This window comes from Parendozoicomonas callyspongiae (assembly GCF_023502345.1).
GTDB lineage: Bacteria > Pseudomonadota > Gammaproteobacteria > Pseudomonadales > Endozoicomonadaceae > Sansalvadorimonas > Sansalvadorimonas callyspongiae.
In genome coordinates, this window is record NZ_JAMFLX010000020.1 from 14,732 (window position 1) to 33,223 (window position 18,492).

General features: G+C 51.3%; 13 protein-coding genes. 10 read left to right on the top strand and 3 right to left on the bottom strand.

Annotated elements, in window-relative coordinates:
* Positions 1 to 3,780, bottom strand: coding sequence for a PAS domain-containing protein (locus tag M3P05_RS14280; protein WP_249700426.1), 3,780 nt, complete (start codon positions 3,778 to 3,780; stop codon positions 1 to 3).
* A 153-nt stretch (positions 3,781 to 3,933) separates the two neighbouring features.
* On the opposite strand from M3P05_RS14280, the gene M3P05_RS14285 reads away from it, so the two are divergent.
* From M3P05_RS14285 to M3P05_RS14310, 6 genes are read left to right on the top strand one after another with little or no spacing between them, the layout of a single operon-like run.
* Complete coding sequence (locus M3P05_RS14285; protein WP_249700427.1) at positions 3,934 to 4,872, top strand: FHA domain-containing protein; 939 nt, start codon at positions 3,934 to 3,936, stop codon at positions 4,870 to 4,872.
* Positions 4,872 to 5,396 carry a type VI secretion system lipoprotein TssJ gene (gene tssJ, locus M3P05_RS14290; protein ID WP_249700428.1) on the top strand — a complete coding sequence of 175 codons (525 nt, stop codon included), beginning with the start codon at positions 4,872 to 4,874 and terminating at the stop codon, positions 5,394 to 5,396. The genes M3P05_RS14285 and tssJ overlap by 1 nt, the downstream gene beginning before the upstream one ends.
* 2 nt (positions 5,397 to 5,398) lie before the next feature.
* Positions 5,399 to 6,736 carry a type VI secretion system baseplate subunit TssK gene (tssK, locus tag M3P05_RS14295; protein WP_249700429.1) on the top strand — a complete coding sequence of 446 codons (1,338 nt, stop codon included), beginning with the start codon at positions 5,399 to 5,401 and terminating at the stop codon, positions 6,734 to 6,736.
* Entirely contained in the window at positions 6,736 to 7,533 is a 798-nt protein-coding gene (icmH, locus tag M3P05_RS14300) for a type IVB secretion system protein IcmH/DotU (protein WP_249700430.1), read from the top strand. The genes tssK and icmH overlap by 1 nt, the downstream gene beginning before the upstream one ends.
* On the top strand, positions 7,530 to 10,982 hold the full coding sequence (gene tssM, locus M3P05_RS14305; protein ID WP_249700431.1) for a type VI secretion system membrane subunit TssM: 3,453 nt from the start codon (positions 7,530 to 7,532) through the stop codon (positions 10,980 to 10,982). Before icmH ends, tssM begins: the two co-directional genes overlap by 4 nt.
* Positions 10,979 to 11,683 carry a protein kinase domain-containing protein gene (locus M3P05_RS14310; protein WP_249700432.1) on the top strand — a complete coding sequence of 235 codons (705 nt, stop codon included), beginning with the start codon at positions 10,979 to 10,981 and terminating at the stop codon, positions 11,681 to 11,683. The genes tssM and M3P05_RS14310 overlap by 4 nt, the downstream gene beginning before the upstream one ends.
* 3 nt (positions 11,684 to 11,686) lie before the next feature.
* Here the strand turns inward: M3P05_RS14310 and M3P05_RS14315 are convergent, their stop codons facing one another.
* On the bottom strand, positions 11,687 to 12,241 hold the full coding sequence (locus M3P05_RS14315) for a DUF6931 family protein (RefSeq protein WP_249700434.1): 555 nt from the start codon (positions 12,239 to 12,241) through the stop codon (positions 11,687 to 11,689).
* A gap of 27 nt (positions 12,242 to 12,268) precedes the next feature.
* Positions 12,269 to 14,305, bottom strand: coding sequence for a type VI secretion system Vgr family protein (locus tag M3P05_RS14320; RefSeq protein WP_249700436.1), 2,037 nt, complete (start codon positions 14,303 to 14,305; stop codon positions 12,269 to 12,271).
* Positions 14,306 to 14,347: 42 nt separating this feature from the next.
* On the opposite strand from M3P05_RS14320, the gene M3P05_RS14325 reads away from it, so the two are divergent.
* The 4 genes from M3P05_RS14325 to tssB all read left to right on the top strand — a co-directional run bounded on the left by M3P05_RS14325 (position 14,348) and on the right by tssB (position 18,491).
* Positions 14,348 to 15,835 (top strand): tetratricopeptide repeat protein, encoded by a 1,488-nt coding sequence (locus tag M3P05_RS14325; protein WP_249700438.1) that lies wholly within the window; start codon positions 14,348 to 14,350, stop codon positions 15,833 to 15,835.
* Between the two features lie 135 nt (positions 15,836 to 15,970).
* A complete protein-coding gene (locus M3P05_RS14330; RefSeq protein ID WP_249700440.1) occupies positions 15,971 to 17,410 on the top strand; it encodes a type VI secretion system protein TssA in 1,440 nt (479 codons plus the stop codon).
* A gap of 10 nt (positions 17,411 to 17,420) precedes the next feature.
* On the top strand, positions 17,421 to 17,954 hold the full coding sequence (locus M3P05_RS14335; protein WP_249700442.1) for an Hcp family type VI secretion system effector: 534 nt from the start codon (positions 17,421 to 17,423) through the stop codon (positions 17,952 to 17,954).
* A 15-nt stretch (positions 17,955 to 17,969) separates the two neighbouring features.
* Positions 17,970 to 18,491 carry a type VI secretion system contractile sheath small subunit gene (gene tssB / locus M3P05_RS14340; RefSeq protein ID WP_249700444.1) on the top strand — a complete coding sequence of 174 codons (522 nt, stop codon included), beginning with the start codon at positions 17,970 to 17,972 and terminating at the stop codon, positions 18,489 to 18,491.
* The last annotated feature ends 1 nt before the right edge of the window (position 18,492 follow it).

Sequence of the window (18,492 nt, forward strand, 5' to 3'; positions counted from 1 at the left end):
CTACTGCTCCTGTAAAATGGCTCGAAAACCTTCCATATCAAACTCGTCAAGACAATTTGCCAGCCGAAGCGCAATACCACAGAACTCTTTGTTTGCCCGTAATTTCAAAACATAAGACTGCAGTCCTTCAACATCACCAAGGTCAAGCATCTCCATAATGATCTGTCGTTCACTCTCAGGAAGAGGGGTTTCTTTAACCGGTGGGGAATCTGACTGTTGATCAGGCTGAACTTCCTGCGGCTTTTCAGGATGAACATTAAGCAGGGTATAGATGGTTTCAAACAGACGGCTGAGGTTGCAGGGCTTAGCCAGGAAAGCCTTAAAGCCGGAAGACAGAACCTTGCGTACCTGCTCTGGGAATACACTGGCAGATACCGCCACAGCCGGGATATCTTTCAGAGGGTTGTCAGCCTTCAGCGCTTCAATAAATTCGTAACCGTTCATAACCGGCATACGCAGGTCGGCCAGAATCATATCCACTTTATTTTCATGAAGAACTTCAAGTGCGAGCTTGCCATTCTGGGCCGACAGTGTTTTGAATCCCCCCAGTGTCAGCCACTGGGTCATAACATCACGGTTTGATTCCCGGTCATCAATCACCAGAACTGTGGGCGGATTTTCCAGTTGCAGTGGAATGAGTTGAAACTCTCTGGTTTCACTTTGCTCTTCTATGGATTCTGCTTCTTCACAGGGTAGAATAACGGTGAAACAGCTGCCTTCTCCCTCGTGGCTTGTGGCTGTGACTTGTCCACCGAGCTTGGACACAATGCGCTGGGTAATGGATAAACCGAGACCGGTTCCCTCAACAGCATGGTGTTGTTCAAGTCGTTCAAAAGGCCGAAAGATGCTATCCAGTTTTTCCCGTGGTATTCCTGCTCCCGTATCTCTGACTGTGAAGTGCAGATGACCATCAACAAGTGAAACATTGAGAGTTATCTCCCCCTGTCTGGTAAATTTCACGGCATTGTTAAGAAGGTTGATCAGGATCTGGCGGAGTCGCGTGGCATCATTTTTGATATAACCTGGCAGGTCGTCTGTTGTATGCAGGGCGAAAACCAGATCTTTTCCAGAAGCCAGTGGTGAAATAACTGATTCGACTTCACTCAGCAGTCGATAGAGAGCCATGGGCTTTAACTGCATTTCCAGTTGCCCGCTTTCGATTTTGGCCATATCCAGCACATCATTAATCACTGCCAGCAGGTGGTCACTGCACTGCTTCAGTGAGTGAAGGTTGCGGGCTGCCTGACCAGAGAGAGACAGCTCATGGGATAGCAGCTGGGCATAGCCAAGAATGCCATTAAGTGGAGTACGCATTTCATGGCTGACATTGGCGAGGAAGGTGCTCTTGGCAACATTGGCTTCTTCAGCCTTGATTTTTTGTTCCAGAAGGGCCTGCTCGGTCTTTACTGCTTCGCTCACATCAAGGGCGACGCCGGTAAATATTTTGTCCTCGCTGCCTTCAATCGGGTCAACCTGTGTGTGAACTTCTATGGTGATCTCCTTTCCGGAGTCAAACTTGCGATAGCCAAACCGGATACACCGTGATTCCATGGCTGTTATGGATTGCATGATGCTGTCATGGTGGTGCTTCTGATCTTTCTCGATAATATTATTAATAAATTTTTGACTTTCCGGTAAGCGGCTGTCTTCGGGTAGCCCAAGTAATTTATGAAACTGCTGACTCGAAAAGACAAAGATCATCTGACCATCTGGCTTGATGTGGGTCTGGTAAATACCACCCGGTATTGTGTTGATGATCTTATCCAGCCGTTTTGATGTATTGAGAAGGTTCTTCTCCAGCCGCTGTTCGTGGGTAACATCAATAAAGAAACCAGCACGCAGAATGGTGCCATCGGGCTCTGTTCGAAATGGCCGTGAATCCCCCCTGATCCATTTCACCTGACCGGTCGGTGTGATAATTCTCCATACTACATGCATCATGCCGTTGTAACGGAATGAATTTTCCAGTCTTGTTGAAAGCATGTCCCTGTCATCAGGGTGGGCATAATCCAGGATCAGGCGGCTGTTTGCCTGAAGCTCTTCAATTGGCCGCTCAAACAGGTTAGCTGCGGCCTCGCTCATAAACGGGTAGGTCCAGACGCCAGTGTTATTGTTGCGTTTGACAAGGTAAACACACCCGGGCACCACTTTGAGAATATCCCTGAGCATCTGTCTGGCTTCTGTGACATCGCCCTCAAGCTGCCTGCGGGATTTTTCCAGATCTTTTTCCCGGGTGACATTCATGCAGACACCAACCCGGATAATGCTTCCGTCTGAGAGAGTCGAGAAATGTTTGGACTGCCCCCTTAGCCAGATAATGGTGTTTTCATCCGGGCAGGTACGCCAGGTGTGATCCCAGTCTTTGTGATAGGGAATGGTGTCATCCAGACTTTTTTGCATTCCCGGAATATCTTCCGGATAGAAACGGGCCCACATGGTGCTGCCATCTTCAAGCATGGTCTCACGGGTAATACCGAGAATATCTTTGACGGCTTCGGATAAGTACAGGAACGAAATTTCACCATTTGGGTGGTGCCTGGCCTGGAAAACAATACCGGGCACAACATCAATCATCTTCTGGCGGGTTTCTTCGCTGAGCTGCAGAGCGTGCCTCTGATAGGAGAGCGCCTCTTCCAGCCGATGCTCCTTGGTGGTGTCTGTGATTATGCCGGTCCATAAGCAGCTGCCATTGTTGAGTTTTACTGGCGACTTGGATTCATCCTTGATCCACTTTAACTGGCCACTGGGTGTACGTATTCGCCATGTTTCACACCATGGGGTCAGAGTACGCATATTCTCACTGAGTTTATTAAGAACCTGATCACAGTCTTCTGGGAGTGAGTATTTCCATAACAGATCTGCATCCTGCATAAGTTCTTTTGGGGAGCACTCCAGCAGGGCCCGGCTGCCTTCACTGGCATAATCGAAGAAGCACTGGCCATCAGGAAACTGGCGGTACTGGTAGAGCATACCAGGCACCAGATCTGCGACTTCCTTGAGTGTGTGTTCTTTGGTGACGTCGGTGATGTAGCCATCCCAGGTATAACTTCCATCCTCCACTTGTGTAGGTGGACGGCACTCTGATTTGATCCAGATGATTTTTCCATCAGGGTGGCAGACCCGCCATTCGAAACACCAGGGGGTCAGGTCCTGAATATTTTTCTCCATTTTTTTAAGAATCACCGGCCTGTCCTCGGGGTGCATCACCTTCCAGGTGATTTCACCATCGGCCATAAGTTCTTTGGGTGTGTAGCCAAAGATTTCCTTTACCCCGGGGCTGACAAAGTCAAAATAACTTTTGCCTTCAGGCGTCAAGCGATAACGATAGACAAAGCCTCTGAGTGCATTGACGACTTCTTTGGCAATTGAAGGCAACGTTGTCGCTCTGCTCTTGGGCAGGCATTGAAAGATCCCTGACCAGGTCAGTCCGCCATCATCATGTTCGGCGGTAATAACCGCCAGCCCTTTGATATGCCGTGTGTAGCCACCGCCTAATTGAATATTCCATTTTGCCTGCCAGGGGATGTGTTTTTTCCTTGCCTCTTCCATTGCAGCAAAAACATTTCTGCGTTCATCGCGGTTGCACTGGAACCAGAGGGTTCGGTGATCACTCATAATCGAGTCGGATGGCAGGTCAAACAGGGAAAGCGTATCACCATCCAGTTGGGTAAAGTGGCCGGTCCCTTCGGGTGTGGTGCGATAGCAAAACGAGACGCCGGGAAGATTGGCCAGCAACTGAAGTAAGGCATCCTGGTTTGCATTAGCAAAACACCCGCTCATGACTGATCCCTTAAGTTTTAGTGTGGGGCTGTATTCAGGCGTCTAAAGAATAGGTGCTTCGCTTGAGATTGCATGAGCTTGCTTTCCCGGCTTGCAAAACTGCTGGGGTGAACAATAGTTACTCCGGTTTATTTATTTGCTCAGGAATGCTTCGTGCTGACCTTTACGGTTATTGCTCAGCCTGATGATGCCAGTCTTATTGACTCTGTTCTGGTTGTGCCCGAGCAGGGTGGAGATATTGGGCGCAGTGAAAATTGTGAAATTCTTCTACCCGACAATAGTCGTGAAATATCGCGGCGTCATGCAGAGCTGACCAACCATGGGGGCAGCTATTTTATTCGTGACTGGAGCAGTAATGGATTAAAAGTCAACGAGGAAACAATGAGCCGGGGTGTTGAAGGGCAGCAACTGTTAAGGGATGGCGATATTGTTTCACTTGGCAAATACCGGCTTCTGGTCAGTCAGCCTGACAACAAGCCTAAAACCCAGGCTGCGGCCAGCCATGATGCTGCTTATGAAGGGCAGTTAGAGCCCCAGTTCTCTCAGGAAAATGGAATAAGTCCGAAAACAGAGAAAGAGGCTCCCGTGACTATTCCTGGCGAATACTCTCCTCTGGATAATGAACTGTCCTCATCGACCACAAATCCTCCCCTGCTAACAGAAGCCGTTGATATGGAATCCAAACCTGGTCGACTTTATGCCTCTAGTGAAATGTCTTCGCCGCCGTATTCGTCTGCAGCTTGTTCAATGGGGTCGTCAGGCTTATCCCCTGGAGAGTTGTTATCTCCTGAGTCCATGAGTTCAACCAGCCCTGTCCAGGAATACCGGCTTCAGTCTCAGCCTGGTTTCCAGGCCGCTTCCAGTGAAGGTCTGGCAGGGATTAATGCCCTTGCCGATGAAATTCTTAAGGAGTTTGATCCCGATCATCTGCAACATATCCTGCGGCCCTGGCGCAAAAGGTTTCTGCACCGAGCCTCCTGGTGGACCCTCTACCGCCGTTATCACCAGCAGCTGCAGCGCACAGGAGAACTACATGTTCGTTTGCGCGAGTGGAGTCTTCGTGCTGGTGGACTGGGACGTGGTGGCTCCTGATGTTGAAGTCATCACCTGTCCATAGAGGTGTAATGTCGCTTATGTTACCTCTTGTATTGATACTTTCTCTTGCAATGGGGGGCTGCAGTTTCTTTGGGGGAGACAAGAAGAAAGCTGGTGATGATGAAACACCTGTTCTGTCTGGAATTGTTGCCTTAACGGTACGGGTTGCAGATTTTGTCAATCCCGATATTTATGGCCGCCCCTGTCCTGTTGAAGTCCGACTTTATGAGGTTGAGGACTGCCAGACCTTCCGTCAGCAGCGCTTTCTGGATTTATATAACCAGGCTGACCGTTTTCTTGGAGCACAACTTCTGAAAACCCATGAGCTTTACTCACTGAAGCCTGGCCAGACCCTGAATATGAATCTCCCGATTATTAAAGGAACCAAGTGTCTGGCGGCACTGGCTGGCTACAGCCAGTTCCGGGATGGCTCACCAACGTCCACCCTTGCCATCAGCGGTTCAGAGAATGTCAGGTTAACCCTGGAGGGTTTACGGGTTGTGCTGGTGCGGAGTGATTAGCGGTGTCTGACCACAATATTGTCTGGCTGGAAGGGATGTTTATCACTCCCCAGCATTTCCAGCAGCATGACCGGTATTTTCACTCTCATGTGCGGGACTGGATAACAAGCTGCTTTGGCGATATCTGGGGCCTGAAAAAGCTGGAAATTGATCAGGAACAGTACAGGGTCGGGCGTTTGCGAATCATGTCGGTATCGGGCGTTTTTCAGGATGGTACTCCCTTTCATTCTGATCAGGAGCTGTCATTGCAGATTCCCGCTGGAACGGTCAACAAGAAAGTTTATCTTGCCTTGCCTTTATACCGCCCAGCACAGGTGAATGTGGCCAGAAATGCTCCGCCGACTGTCCGTCATACAAGTTATGCGGCCGATGTCATTGATGAGGCATCTGGTGACAATGATATTGTTCAGGTTGAACACTCCCGCCTGAACCTGTCCCTCCACCTGGAGGGAAGCCAGCTGACTGCCTATACGCTTCTGCCGGTTATTCATGTCCGTGAACTGCACAGTGACGGATCGTTGATCATAGACGGAAGCTTTATTCCTCCGGCTCTGGATATTGCCGTATCGCCGGTTCTTCAGGAGCAGCTGTCCGAGCTGACAGCCTTGATGACACAGCGTTCCCGGCAGTGCTGCCAAAGGTTGCAGGGGGGAGCCGATGCCGAGAGCCGGCAGATGCGGGTACTGGATCTCTTCTGGCTACAGACTCTGAATCGCTGGCTGCCCTGGTTTGGCACTGTCGCCAGAGATGCCGGTATGTCAGCCGGAGCCATGTTTCGTGAACTTGGCATGTGTCTTGGAGATCTTCTGGCACTGTTATCGGAACCTCTGCCGGAGTTACCCTATTTCGATCACAGTAATCCAGGTCCCTCTGTCTCTGTGCTGTTTCGCAGCCTGCGCCGGGTACTCAGTAGTGTCGCGGATGACAGGGTTGTAGTGATTAACTGGGATAACACTGAGTTTGCTAACCGTCGTCTTATGCTTCTGGAAGATCCAGATCCTGAGCGCATGCAGTCAGGTCGTATTGTGCTGGGGGTTCAGTCCAGTCTGGGTGTTGTCGCCACAGGGCAAAGGTTTGTCAATGCCAGCAAGCTGGCTGGCAAGCGTCGTATAGATACTCTGGTCTGCAGTGCCCTTCCAGGAATACGTATGCTGCAGCTGCCGATGGCACCCGGCGAGCTGCAGCCAAAGCAGGATGTTGTCTATTTCGAAGTTAATCGCAGTGATCCCCTGTGGCAGGAGCTGATTTCCAATGGCGACCAGCTGGTTATTCATATCGATGAACGGCTGCCGGATGTGGAGCTGACGCTCTACGTAATTCGTGGCGGAGAGAGTATCTGATGCCGGATGATGACGTTACTCTGGTTGTTGAAGGGTATGGCAGCAGAGCCCATGTTGTCAGTGATGGCTACAGCCAGGGGAGACAGGGAGAGGCTGTTGCCGGCATGGCGGCTCTTGATGGTGCCGGTCAGGAGAATGCACTGTTGCGCCTGGGGGCAGATCTGTTGGCACTGCTGGCTATGATCCCGCGCCTGGGAATGCCTTCGGATGTCACTGCTCTTCGGGAGCATGTACAAAACAAACTGACACAATTACGCACGGAAGGTGCGTTTCTGGCCTGTCACCCCTGGGCGCTCGAGCAGTGTGGGCCGCTGTTCTGCCTTGTTCTGGATGAGGCCATTTTACGAACCCGCTGGGGACAGAAATCAGGCTGGGCCAATGATACCCTGCTAAGCCGTCTCTACGGTGGCCGTAATGGGGGTGAGCTGTTCTACCAGTTACTGGGGCAGGCCCAGATGCAGCCGGAAAATCTTGCAGAATTTCTCGAGCTGCAATACATCATGCTGAAGCTTGGTTTTGAAGGACGATTCCATGACCAGCCTGGTGCCCGTGAAGAGATCTGTTTCCAACTGCATCGTACCCTGCAGCGGGTTGCTCTGCGGCAGCCCCTTGAGTGCCTTCATATGCCTGCAGTCAGGGTAAGGCACCGGCTGAGTCGTTTTCGTTTTGGTCTGGTCAACAGCATGACTTTGGTTGTGATTCTGGCGATGACCCTGATTGCCGGGTATCGCTACTTCGGCCAGATGCATACCCAGATCATGGCGATTGAGCAGACTCTGGCGGGTGAAAAATTATGAATCCGTTGCAGCTGGTTCTAATTATTGTCAGTGGTGGTGTCGGTGCGCTTGGACTGCTGTGGTTACTGTTAAGACAGTTTGGCTGGTGGTCGGTGTCCCTGTTCCTGGCCATTATGATTGCCGTCGTGGTTGTTGCCCTGATACGCCGGACATGGAAAACAAGGCAGTCAACCAAGAAAGCTTCAGACGATGCATCGGCTGACAAAGAGTTTGAGGGCCAGTTTTACCGGCTGCGGGAAAAGCAGATAATGGCGGCTCTGAACTCCATGTATTCCCTGTTGCAGACCCGCTACAGGGCCGAAGCCTACAGAATGCCACTTTATCTGATGATCGGGCCTGAGGGAGGAGGCAAATCCTCGCTCCTTAAATCCTTTGGCCTGCTGCGGGTCAGGACGCAGGAACTGGAAGAGGCTTCAGAATATCTGCAGGTTTGGTGCAGTGAAAACCTGGCAGTTATTAAACTCTGGGGGCGGCTCTATGAACAGACCGGTGGTGAACATGATGAACGGTTATGGCATCAGGCTTTAAGGCGGCTCCTTAAAGAACGACCTAGGCGTGCGTTGAATGGTGTTCTGGTGGCACTGCCTGTGACGATTTTAACCGAACCGGCCGGTGAAGCCCGTGAACTGCAGGTAGACAGCCTCCGTCGTCGGCTTCATGAAACTGTTCAGACCCTGGGCCAGTCTTTACCAACCTACGTAACCGTTACCCAGTGTGACCGTCTGGTTGGGTTTTCCGGAGCCTTCCATAAACCTTTCTCCGGAGAAATTGAGCAGAGCCTCGGTGCCTTGACAGAAGGAAACGAACTTAGCCGCCAGTATCGACGGGACTGGTTTGAACGCTCATGGGAGGTTTTGCGAAGCAAGGTGCAGCAGCGTATTACTTTGGCGTTGCATGAAGAAAATGAAAACACAAACAAAATTGATATTGTCATTCTTTCATGGCAGCTACAGCTACTGGGCCCCAAGTTAGATGAATTGTTAGGTAGTGTATTTCGCCATTATCCCCTGGGCGCAGCTGTCTGCTTGAGGGGGTACTTTCTTACCGGGCACGGTGGAGGGTCTCCGAGTGAAGACCTCTTATTACGCTATCTCTGCAATCGTTATGGTTTCTCAGGAAGCAGCCAGCCATCGCCAGTCAGTAATTCCCTGAATTTTTTCAGTCGCGGTTTCGTTCCTTCTATTCTTTTGCCGGATGCCGGTCTGGCGGGTGTGAATCAGTACCGGGTATGGAGGTGGCGGGTGCTGTGCAGCAGCTGGTTGGTTATCAGTGCTCTGCTTATTGTTTTTTCAGGAGTCTGGCTCTACAGCAATGTCAGATACATGGAAAAGCAGGGCAAGATCATGCTGACGACTTGGCGAACACTGGAGAGTGCACCACCGGATCAAAGCAGTTTTATCGGGCGGGTGAAGTGGTACCAGTCGCTGGATGAAGTGATTCAGGAGTACGAGAAACCGGGGCCGTGGTACATAGTTTCCTCTTTGATGAGAGGAGGGACTGGAGAAAAACTTCGAAATGCCTGGCGTGACCAGTTGCTTCAGGGATTGCAGCCGCTCCTGCTGAAGGAGCTTGAGCAGGCAGTTATTAAGTCACGAATGATGCAGCGAAGGGATCGTACGGTTCTCTATGTACAGCTGTACTTTGCCCTGACCGGGCGACGTTCTCTGTCACCAAATAATGATACCCGGCTTTTTATTGTTCGTGAGTTGTTGGGTGACAACGCCAACAGGAGAAATTTGCTGGAAGCCTTTGATCATCAGCTGCAGGTCATGATCAGCAACCCCAGCGACCCGGCCAGTCGCAGCAGTGACTTTCTGGAATTTATGAAAAATACCTGGGCCCGGGGCGGTGACAGTTATGTGTTGCTTTATAACTTGGCAGATATTCTTGGTTTCAAGAATGTTCCTTTGTCTCAGATATTCAGCAGCCCTGTGATTAATACCTTCCGTATTGAGCCTTCACTGGTTGAGCATGGTTTTCCTTCCAAATACACAATGAAAGCAGCAAACCGTATGGAGTTCCGTGCGGACAGCTACATCATAAAAATCTTCCTCGGTATCAGGCAGGCTCTTTTCCACCCGCAGTTTCCAGATGTGCATGATGCAGAGAAGAAACAGATTCTGCAGTCGGCAAGGGAGTTCTATTTTCTTGAGTATGCTGAGTTCTGGCAGAAACTGCTCTCTTCCATTGCTCTTCTTCCTGTTAATACCCATGAGCAGCTGGCGAAAACATTGCTGCATTTTTCGTCTTCGGTGAATTCCCCCCTGGCCTCGCTGGTCAACACCGTGGTCAGCAATACCCAGTTTGAAACTGAAAGCTCAAATAATGCTGAGGATGCCGACTCTACACCTCAGGGTGCAGATATTAAGAAACCGGATAAGAAGGCAGCAATCAAACAGGTCAGCTCCCTGGCAAAGGCGAAAAAAGAAGATATTTATAATCCTACCTGGGAACAGAAAGAAGAGGTCACCGATCAGTTTTCCATCTACCAGCAGCTTCAATCCCCCAATGAGCAGGAAGGTGTCAGTGCCGTCACATCCCGTGTTGCCCAGCTGTTTGATACCCTGCGTCCGGCACTGTTCGGTGTGGACTCGAATGGGCAAGCATTTGCTTTGATGGCAGATCTTGCTGAAGGAAAAAACGACTTTTTCACTGATCTGGAAGCTGTTATCGAAACACTGCCGGAAGATCCCCGCCGGATAATGAAGAACCTTAATGATGTCACCCTGAAGATTTTGCTGGCCAGTGCAGCCAGTGAAATTGACAGACATTGGCAACGGGATGTTATGCCCCTGTGGCGTTCGACCATGGTTGATTATTACCCTGTCAAGAGCAGTAGTCACAAGGATGCAGATCCCGCTGCCGTTGAGAACTTGCTTGCCACAGGAGGGGTGATCGACCGGTTTTTCAACAAGTACCTGGCTCCATTCTCTTCGACCAACAGTGTCGGGCTGACACCAAGACCGGTTAAAGGGCAGATGCTGCCGCTCAATCACACCATATGGGAACAGCTCAGTATTGTTCAGGATATCCGCAAGGTACTGTTTGCCAAGGACAACCGCGTCAGTATCGATATGGCATTGCGTATTGTCACCATGAGCCCGGAAGTCACCCGGCTTCGTCTTGAAAGCGACAGTGGTGTTTTAACAAGCCTGCACGGACCATCACTTTGGCAGACTTTCCACTGGGATGGTATGGGGGCGACCGATGCACTTCTGACACTGAGCTATTACAGCGACGATTTGCTGCTCGCCGAGCAGGAATGGAAAGGCCCCTGGAGGTGGATGCGTATGCTTCAGTCTGGAGTCAGCAAACCCCGAGAACTTGGTGAGTTTGAGCTGAAATTCAAGGCCAGGGAATACCAGGCTGAAATAATAGCCCGGCTGCCCGGGGCGACCCGTGTCGGATTGATTTTTAACAAACTGAATCTACCGGAACAGTTGCAATGAGCAGGTATCAGCTGTCGGGCCCGGTTTTCGGTCGTTTTACCAGGGAAGTCAGGGATACTCTCACCGGATGTCGTCTGGTTATGAAGGGCCCTTTTTCTCCTTCCCCTCTTGAAGAGCGGTTTGCCCATGAGAGCAAGGTTTTGTCGCAACTGAACATTGAGGGAGTTGTGGGTTTACGCAACTGCCTCCGGGCTCCCAGGCGCTGTTGGTTGATCATGGATCGCCTGCCTGGCAACTCCCTTGATAAGGTATCAATCGCTCCCGAGCGTGCAGGCTGGCTGATAGCCAGGATCGCGCGATTACTCGCTCTGTGTCATCAAAAGAGCTGGGTTCATGGTGATATTTGCCCGGGAAATATTCAGGTAAATGGACGAAAGGTCTGGCTGCTGGATTTTGGTGCCGCGCTTCCACTCGGAAAGAGATATCCGGTTAAACGGCAGATGCGGCCGGTCTGGAGCAGTCCAACCCTGATAAATGGTTCCGGGAAAGTTTCTACAGGTGATGATGTCTACAGCCTTATGCTGCTGGGATGCTCTCTGCTTTCAGGCTCCCGGCGAGCCTGTCCCAAAGTGCATTCCGGTTGCCGCTGGCAGCGCCCTGGGCGTTTGAGCAGACGGCAGTGGCGTTTTATCTCTCAGGGGCTTGAACGTCCAGAGACTATCCATATACACGATCTCGTTACTCAGGCATTGGGTTGGTAAGGATCATCGACTTCCGTGAGCTATATTGATCGCTTTTTCAATAAAAACCAGATAGCGCTCGTCCGCCTTTAAACCATCCGGGAGAATAGCGGCCAGGTTAACGGCCCCTGCAATTGCATGACAGTAAAGAAAGGGAGGCGGAGATATCACGGGAGTGCCTGGTGCAGTCATACTGCCACCAGTCCAGAATACAGCCTGGGCAACCCACCCTGGTGCCGTCTGAAGTTCTGCTTTATTAGCGGCACGTTCAGCATCACGGCGATTTTTTTCGGTGGGATTGATATACCACTCTTTAGCCGTAGCCAGCGCGACTTTCTCTGCTGGTACACAGTCATCAATGATTTCCTGGATACATTGAATTGCCCAGCCAATTCCTTCACGAGGGGGAAGGCCATGGGCCATGAACATCACAAGATCAGCAAAGTTCTTCTCAGCGTTAAGTTCACCAATCAGCTGTTCGGGAGTAGGGTTATTCTCCAACAGAGTTTCAACCTCAGGTGATGGCTGATAACGTTGGGTGATGTCCTGCGCGGTTAAATAGGGAAGTTTGGAGTACATATCGGCTTCACATTCAGTCAACAGAACCTAATTAATTTTGGCAATGGCACCTTGAATCTGCACCATTGCTCCGGCCTTCACCTCGGTCATGGCCTGGCCATTCAGAGAGGCCAGAGCTCCTGAGACTTCAACCTTTCCAGATCCCTTCACCGTTGTCATAACTGAACTGAGTTCTGCTGTTGTCTGTCCTTTGACAGTGACCTGTGGTGCGCTGATTTCGATACTGGCAGGTCCGATACTGATCTTGCTGCCACCGACTTTCAGTTCAATGCTGGTCTGCCCTTCAATACTGATTTGTGGGGAAGTCAGTTTCAGGCTTTTCTTGGCATCATATTTCCCATCAGTACCGGCTTCCAGGCTGAGAGCCTGGCTGGCCTTACCGGTCCAGTCGGCACTGGATTCAAGGGTCATGGCATCGGTGGACTTGATGTCCAGAGTCTTGTCAATGGTGAGGGTCATTTTATCCTTACCGCTCCAGGTGCACTCTCCGGTTACCTCTAGAATGTCGTTTGCTTCTACCGTACGGGTGTAGTCATTGCGAACCAGAGTTGTCATATCCTTTTGTGCCTGAAGATAAAACAGCTCCTTGTCTTTGTTATCATCAATACGAATCTCCGAAGCCATATCACTGCCACCTTCGGCAGTGCTGCGTGACAACAGGCCGCTGGTGGCAGGACTCGGGTCAGGTATCTTGAGTTTGCCGTTGTAGAGGCATCCTGTGACGACTGGCTGGTTTGGGTCACCCTCCAGAAAACCAACCAACACCTCCTGACCAACTCTGGGCAGGGTATGGCAGCCGAAACCATCACCGGCCAGGGGTTGTACGACACGCAGCCAGCAACTGGAGTGATCATCAGGGTTATCCTCCCTGTCCCAGTGAAAGCGCACCATAATCCGGCCTTCGGCATCGGTATGGGTTTCACTGTTATCAGGTCCGGTTACCTGAGCAGTCTGAAGACCGTAAACCCTGACAGGTCTGGCGGGTTTGGGACGATATGGCCACTCTTCAGGCTGGCAGGTGAAGGTGTTTAGGTACTCGTAACCTTTCTGGGTTTCGGTGTTAAGAATTTCATGCTTGACAGACAGCAGCAGATAGTCCCGCACCTGACTGCGGTCAGGGTGGCGTGACAGGCGGAAGCGGCCTCCTGCGTGCATCTCTGGCTCAGCTGATTCTCCAGTGACCTGCAGGTATTCACTGTCGTGTGATTCCATCCAGTAACGGGCCTGATCAGTTGCCATATTTCTGTCACGGCCATGGCCCGAATAGCGAAATGCCTCCAGCTGCATACTGGTCTTCCAGTTGTGGCGGCTGTTAATGGCATTGCTGGTAATGGTCTGGGCCTGTTCATCCTGATAGCTGCCGGTACTGCCCGACTTGGGCTGGAGCTGTAGCTGGGGCTGCCAGCGGGTCAGGGCATTTTCGAGATCCGTTGCATCCCGGTAGTACTCCAGATCATCGCAGCACTTGGTAAATGACTGGTTGCTGTCACCAATAATCAGCCGGTGATGCCCATCTTCATGCTGGAAGTACCAGTGCTGCCCCTCCTCCCGGGTAAGGCGGTTGATAAAGTCGTAGTCTGTTTCATTGTATTGCACGCAGTACTCACGCTCGGCCGGCGTACCATTGAGGTTGAACTTGCATTCACCACTTAAACCATGTTCCTGCAGCAGGGCGGAGATGATGTCTTTACTGCTTTTGGTCTGAAAAATACGACAGTTGTCTCTTAGATTAAGAAGCTCCAGCCATGGGCGAAGAATGACCCGGAAGGTCTGGATATTTCCACTTTCCTTTCCATGCATCTGGGTTATGGAGGCCACGATTCCATGGAAGCTGCGGACATTATGGCGATTGCTCTGAAGCCCCGGTCTATAGTTAACCGTCATCGGTTGACCCAGCAGTTCCGGAACACCGGGTTGGTCATGGAGCACGTCGGCCTGAATAACAAATGGGCGGCAGACAGCTTCTTCAACAACCAGCCGGCTAAGCAGCCATTGCTTGCCATCATCGGATGTTGCGGTGAGCGGCCGTATATCCGGGGTCAGTGATCCTGCTGTGTTCGCCATATCAATCAAGCCGGTTTGGTGATGACTGAAGCGAGAGCATAGATGAGCCTGCAGAAATTAACGTCCTGCTTTGCCTGTTTAATGAGTGTGGTTATTTTCGCTGGTCTGATAATCCTGGCGGGCTGTTCATCAAAACCAAAGGTTGTACTGCCTGAGTCTCTGCTGGAAGAACAGTTGGAATCTGTGCCACTGGTTTTCCCCGGCTTTCCTGTTGCCAGTCATTCCCTGGATACCAAAGAATCCCCTCGGGAATCCTGGCGGAGCTGGATTCAGTGGTTGAATGAATTTCCCCTGCCGTCACCGGTTGCTCCGGTTCCTCTGGTTGAGATTGATCAGCAGTCATTGCACAAGGCTGGGGCCGTGTGGATTCCATGGTTGAAGGGAAAAGCCGATCAGGGTGATATCACCGCGCAGGTGGTAATGGGACTTATGCGACAGCAGGGTGGTTTTGCCGAGATCAATAGAAAAGATGGCATTCATTGGCTGGACAAGGCGGCCTCTGGCGGTAACTCTTTTGCAGCCTGGCAGAGAGCACTGACCATGTTACACGACCAGAATCATAAAGATGCTGTCCAGCTGGATAAGCTGTTGAACCAGGCCGTACAGGAAAAGAATGGCTATGCGGAACTGGTACTGGCGCGTTTGTACCGTGATGGAAACAGGCTGGTGCAGGATGTGGTCAATTCTGAAAAGTGGTACCGGAAGGTCTTGCAGCAATCTTCTAACAAAGCACTGCAAAACAATTCTCGCCTCAATATTGGCCTGATTGAATGGTTTGGTATTGGCAGGAAAAGAAATACGCTGGCAGCAGTGAAAGAGTGGAAGCAGTCGGCAGAAGCCGGTGATGCAAGAGGAGCACTGTTAGCCGCACTTGGGCAAAGTGATGGAGAGAGTGAAGCGTTGCTTAAGCAAGCGGCCAGTGCCGGAATCTCTCTGGCGTTTAACCAGTTTGGCCTGATGAACTGGAAACAGGAAAACTACCTGCCGGCAGCATCTCTGTTTGACAAAGGACATCAGAAAGGAGACCTGCTGGCTTCCTATAACCTGTCAGTAGCCTTTTATTCCGGGAATGGGCGACCCCCCAATTTTCATAAGGCGCTGGTCATGATGTCTGAACCTGCTGCCCGGGGCGACAGAAATGCGCGACGGCTGCAGGGTTTCCTTTACTGGCAGGGGCCTGGGCCGGTTGCTGTTTCATACACCAAGGCTCGCAAGGCTTTTACAGATGCGGCGGATCAGGGTGACCTGTATAGCTATTACGCTCTGGGGCTTATGGCTGCCATCGGACAGGGCGAACCAAGAGATCTGGTAACGGCCTGGGCCAACCTTGCTGTTGTCGCCGCCTGGGGTGTTCCGGAAGCCGCAACACTCAGGGATATTGTGGTTGGCAAAATGACTGACCAGGAACAGGCTGTGGCCAGAAAACGTGCCCAGACCTTATTTGATAACTGCAAGACGAAGGCTGTCTATCTGGATGTAGACCGACAGTCGTCGCCTGTTAAAGCAACTCTGGTAAAGACTCAAAGCTGATCTATGCTCTTCTGGCCTGATGATATCGGATAGGTAACCCGGGTTGGACAGAGCATGTCCCAAGTGTCTCTGGAGTACTTTCTTACACCTTTCAGGCTGTGCAAGTTGTAAAACAACCGGAGATGCTGGCTCTTCATGTTCCTGCAGCCGTTAGTGATCGACAGTATTTTGCGCCCCTGTTCTGACAAGTATCAGGCAGGAAGTGATTTACGTCTGGATCGCAGCCGGTTTCGCCCACTTCGCAATCAGTACAACGTTGCCCGCACAGGTTTCCGTCAACTGCTTCAACAGCCCGATGCCAGCGAACGCGACCAACTGGTGAAAACCAATACCCAGAACTGGGAATCACTGTCGGAAAATCTGGTCGAAATCCTGACCCGCGATACCAAGGATCTGGAGCTGGTGTCGTGGCTCTGTGAATGCCAGCTGTTCAGCAAGACTCCCTGGCAATGTCTTTTAACTGCACTGAAAACCCTTTCCAGAATTATTGAGCTTTACTGGCAGGACTGTCATCCGGGGGGCATATCTGAAACAGAAGGGCGTGATGTCCCTGATATAACTCGGCGTGTCGCAGTCCTGAAAACACTTTTTGGTGAGGGAGGAGATAGTGGTCTGCTGGTTATGCCTTCCCGCCTTTGCCCTCTGATTGGTGAAACAACTCTGGGCGACTGCATGGCGGCAGACCGGCGGGGGGATTCCCTGACCCTGAAGAGTGAGCTGATAACTCTTCTGCCACAGGAAGCCGATACCCTGAAGCGGCGGATACAGACACTGTTTGATATGCGTCGAACAGTAAAAGAGATTGATGGGCGGCTGGCTGATGTCTGTGAGGGAAACTGGATCGCCGGATGCCAACCCTTGCTGGATATTATCGAGACAGTTATTCGCTGGCTTGATTTTATCTGTGCCGAAGAGATCAATGACTGGCCAAAGGATCAGTCAGAACAGGGTGCCAGTGATAGCTATGCCGGGAGTGACACGGCAGAACAGGTTGTGACCGATGAAGTTCCTGAAGCTGCCGAGAGCAATGGTAATGGCAATAATTCTGTCACTGAAGAAGCTGAACAATGGAATATCGGTGCCCGGCAGACAATCAGCAGCACCGGCGCTGTCGGCAGCCGGCTCGAAGCATACCGTTTACTGCAACAGCTGGCTGATTATTTTCGTACTGCAGAACCCCATAGCCCGGTTACCTGTCTGCTTGACAGAGCAGTGACCTGGGGACAGATGTCTCTGGAAGAGTTAATGAAAGAACTGCTTTCCGGACATCAACGTGCCTTGGATCGGGTCAGCGATCTGACCGGATTGCTGGCAACCAGTGCCCGCCTGCCAGATATATCACGGTCGATGGGAAATGGTTCCCCATCTGGTTTCTCCAAACCACCGTCAACATTCCCCCTGGGGGATATGGACGCGACCCCGCCTTCAGAAAAGGCCACTGAAACAGACAGTTCCCAGACCCAGTCATCAATTTCAACTGCTGATATGTCGGATGTCGGTAGTGCAGATCAGGCAGAGGATGATCAAGAAACTGAGTCCGCTTCATCGGGTGGATTCTCTCAACAACTGATGTAGGAGATATTGCATGGCCAGCCTTTATATGCGCATTGGCACCGAAGAGGTGAAAGGGGCAGCCACGGCTGATTACACCGGTGGCGATGATATGAGCAAACAGGGATGGTTTGCCATCAAGAGTTTCTCTTGGGGCGCTGTCCGTTCAGTGGGCATGGACATCGGTAATGGCATGAACCAGGACTCCGGCATGGTGGCCATGAATGAGCTTTCAGTCACCAAAGAGGTCTGCGGTGCTTCGGAAAGCCTGCTCTCTTCCCTTTATATGCCTGGTGATGAAGGGAAAACAATTGATCTGATCTGCACCAAGCCTGACCGATCCGGTGAAGGTTCACAGGTATATCTGCAGGTCAAACTGGAGAAGGCACGACTGGTGTCTTATAGCGTCAGTGGCAGTGATGGTGGCACGCCTTTCGAGAGTTTGGCTATCGCCTATAACACCATCAAGATCAAGCACTGGCATGAAGCGGAAGGTGGCAAGCTTGAGCCAGGAGGCCTGGTTGCATACGACCTGCCTACCGGAAAAGTCATCTCCGGCAAGAAATAACGGAGGGTTCTAGCAATGGCTGTCAGTTCTCAACATAAAAGGGTTCGCAAGAATCGCGTCAGTATAACCTACGATGTCGAGACTAACGGTGCCCTGGAAACCAAGGAGTTGCCTTTCGTCGTGGGCGTTATCGGCGACTTTGCCGGCTCCAAACCGGAAGATCAGCGCCAGCCCCTGGAGGACAGGGAGTTTACCCAGATTGATAAGGATAACTTCAATGAAGTGATGGGCAGGATTGGGCCGGAGTTGAGCGTCAAGGTTGACAACAAGTTGGCGAAAGAGGGAGAGCAGAGTGATCTGCAGGTGGATCTCAAGTTCAACACCATGAAGGATTTTGAACCTGAGCAGATCGTTCAGCAGGTTGACCCTCTTCGCAAACTTCTTGATACCCGTAATCAACTCAAAGTTCTGCTCAGCAAGGCGGATCGTTCTCGGGATCTGGAGAAACTGCTGCAGGATATCCTGCAAAACAACGATGCTCTCGGGGATCTTTCCAAAGAGCTGGGAATTGAAGTGCCTGAGAAAGAGGGTGACTGAC

Coding starts and splice junctions, on each gene's coding strand:
- M3P05_RS14320 (WP_249700436.1), bottom strand. CDS start 14,305: ATGGCGAACACAGCAGGATCACTGACCCCGGATATACGGCCGCTCACC.
- M3P05_RS14280 (WP_249700426.1), bottom strand. CDS start 3,780: ATGAGCGGGTGTTTTGCTAATGCAAACCAGGATGCCTTACTTCAGTTG.
- tssB (WP_249700444.1), top strand. CDS start 17,970: ATGGCTGTCAGTTCTCAACATAAAAGGGTTCGCAAGAATCGCGTCAGT.
- icmH (WP_249700430.1), top strand. CDS start 6,736: ATGCCGGATGATGACGTTACTCTGGTTGTTGAAGGGTATGGCAGCAGA.
- M3P05_RS14315 (WP_249700434.1), bottom strand. CDS start 12,241: ATGTACTCCAAACTTCCCTATTTAACCGCGCAGGACATCACCCAACGT.
- M3P05_RS14310 (WP_249700432.1), top strand. CDS start 10,979: ATGAGCAGGTATCAGCTGTCGGGCCCGGTTTTCGGTCGTTTTACCAGG.
- M3P05_RS14335 (WP_249700442.1), top strand. CDS start 17,421: ATGGCCAGCCTTTATATGCGCATTGGCACCGAAGAGGTGAAAGGGGCA.
- M3P05_RS14325 (WP_249700438.1), top strand. CDS start 14,348: ATGAGCCTGCAGAAATTAACGTCCTGCTTTGCCTGTTTAATGAGTGTG.
- tssJ (WP_249700428.1), top strand. CDS start 4,872: ATGTTGAAGTCATCACCTGTCCATAGAGGTGTAATGTCGCTTATGTTA.
- tssM (WP_249700431.1), top strand. CDS start 7,530: ATGAATCCGTTGCAGCTGGTTCTAATTATTGTCAGTGGTGGTGTCGGT.
- M3P05_RS14330 (WP_249700440.1), top strand. CDS start 15,971: ATGTTCCTGCAGCCGTTAGTGATCGACAGTATTTTGCGCCCCTGTTCT.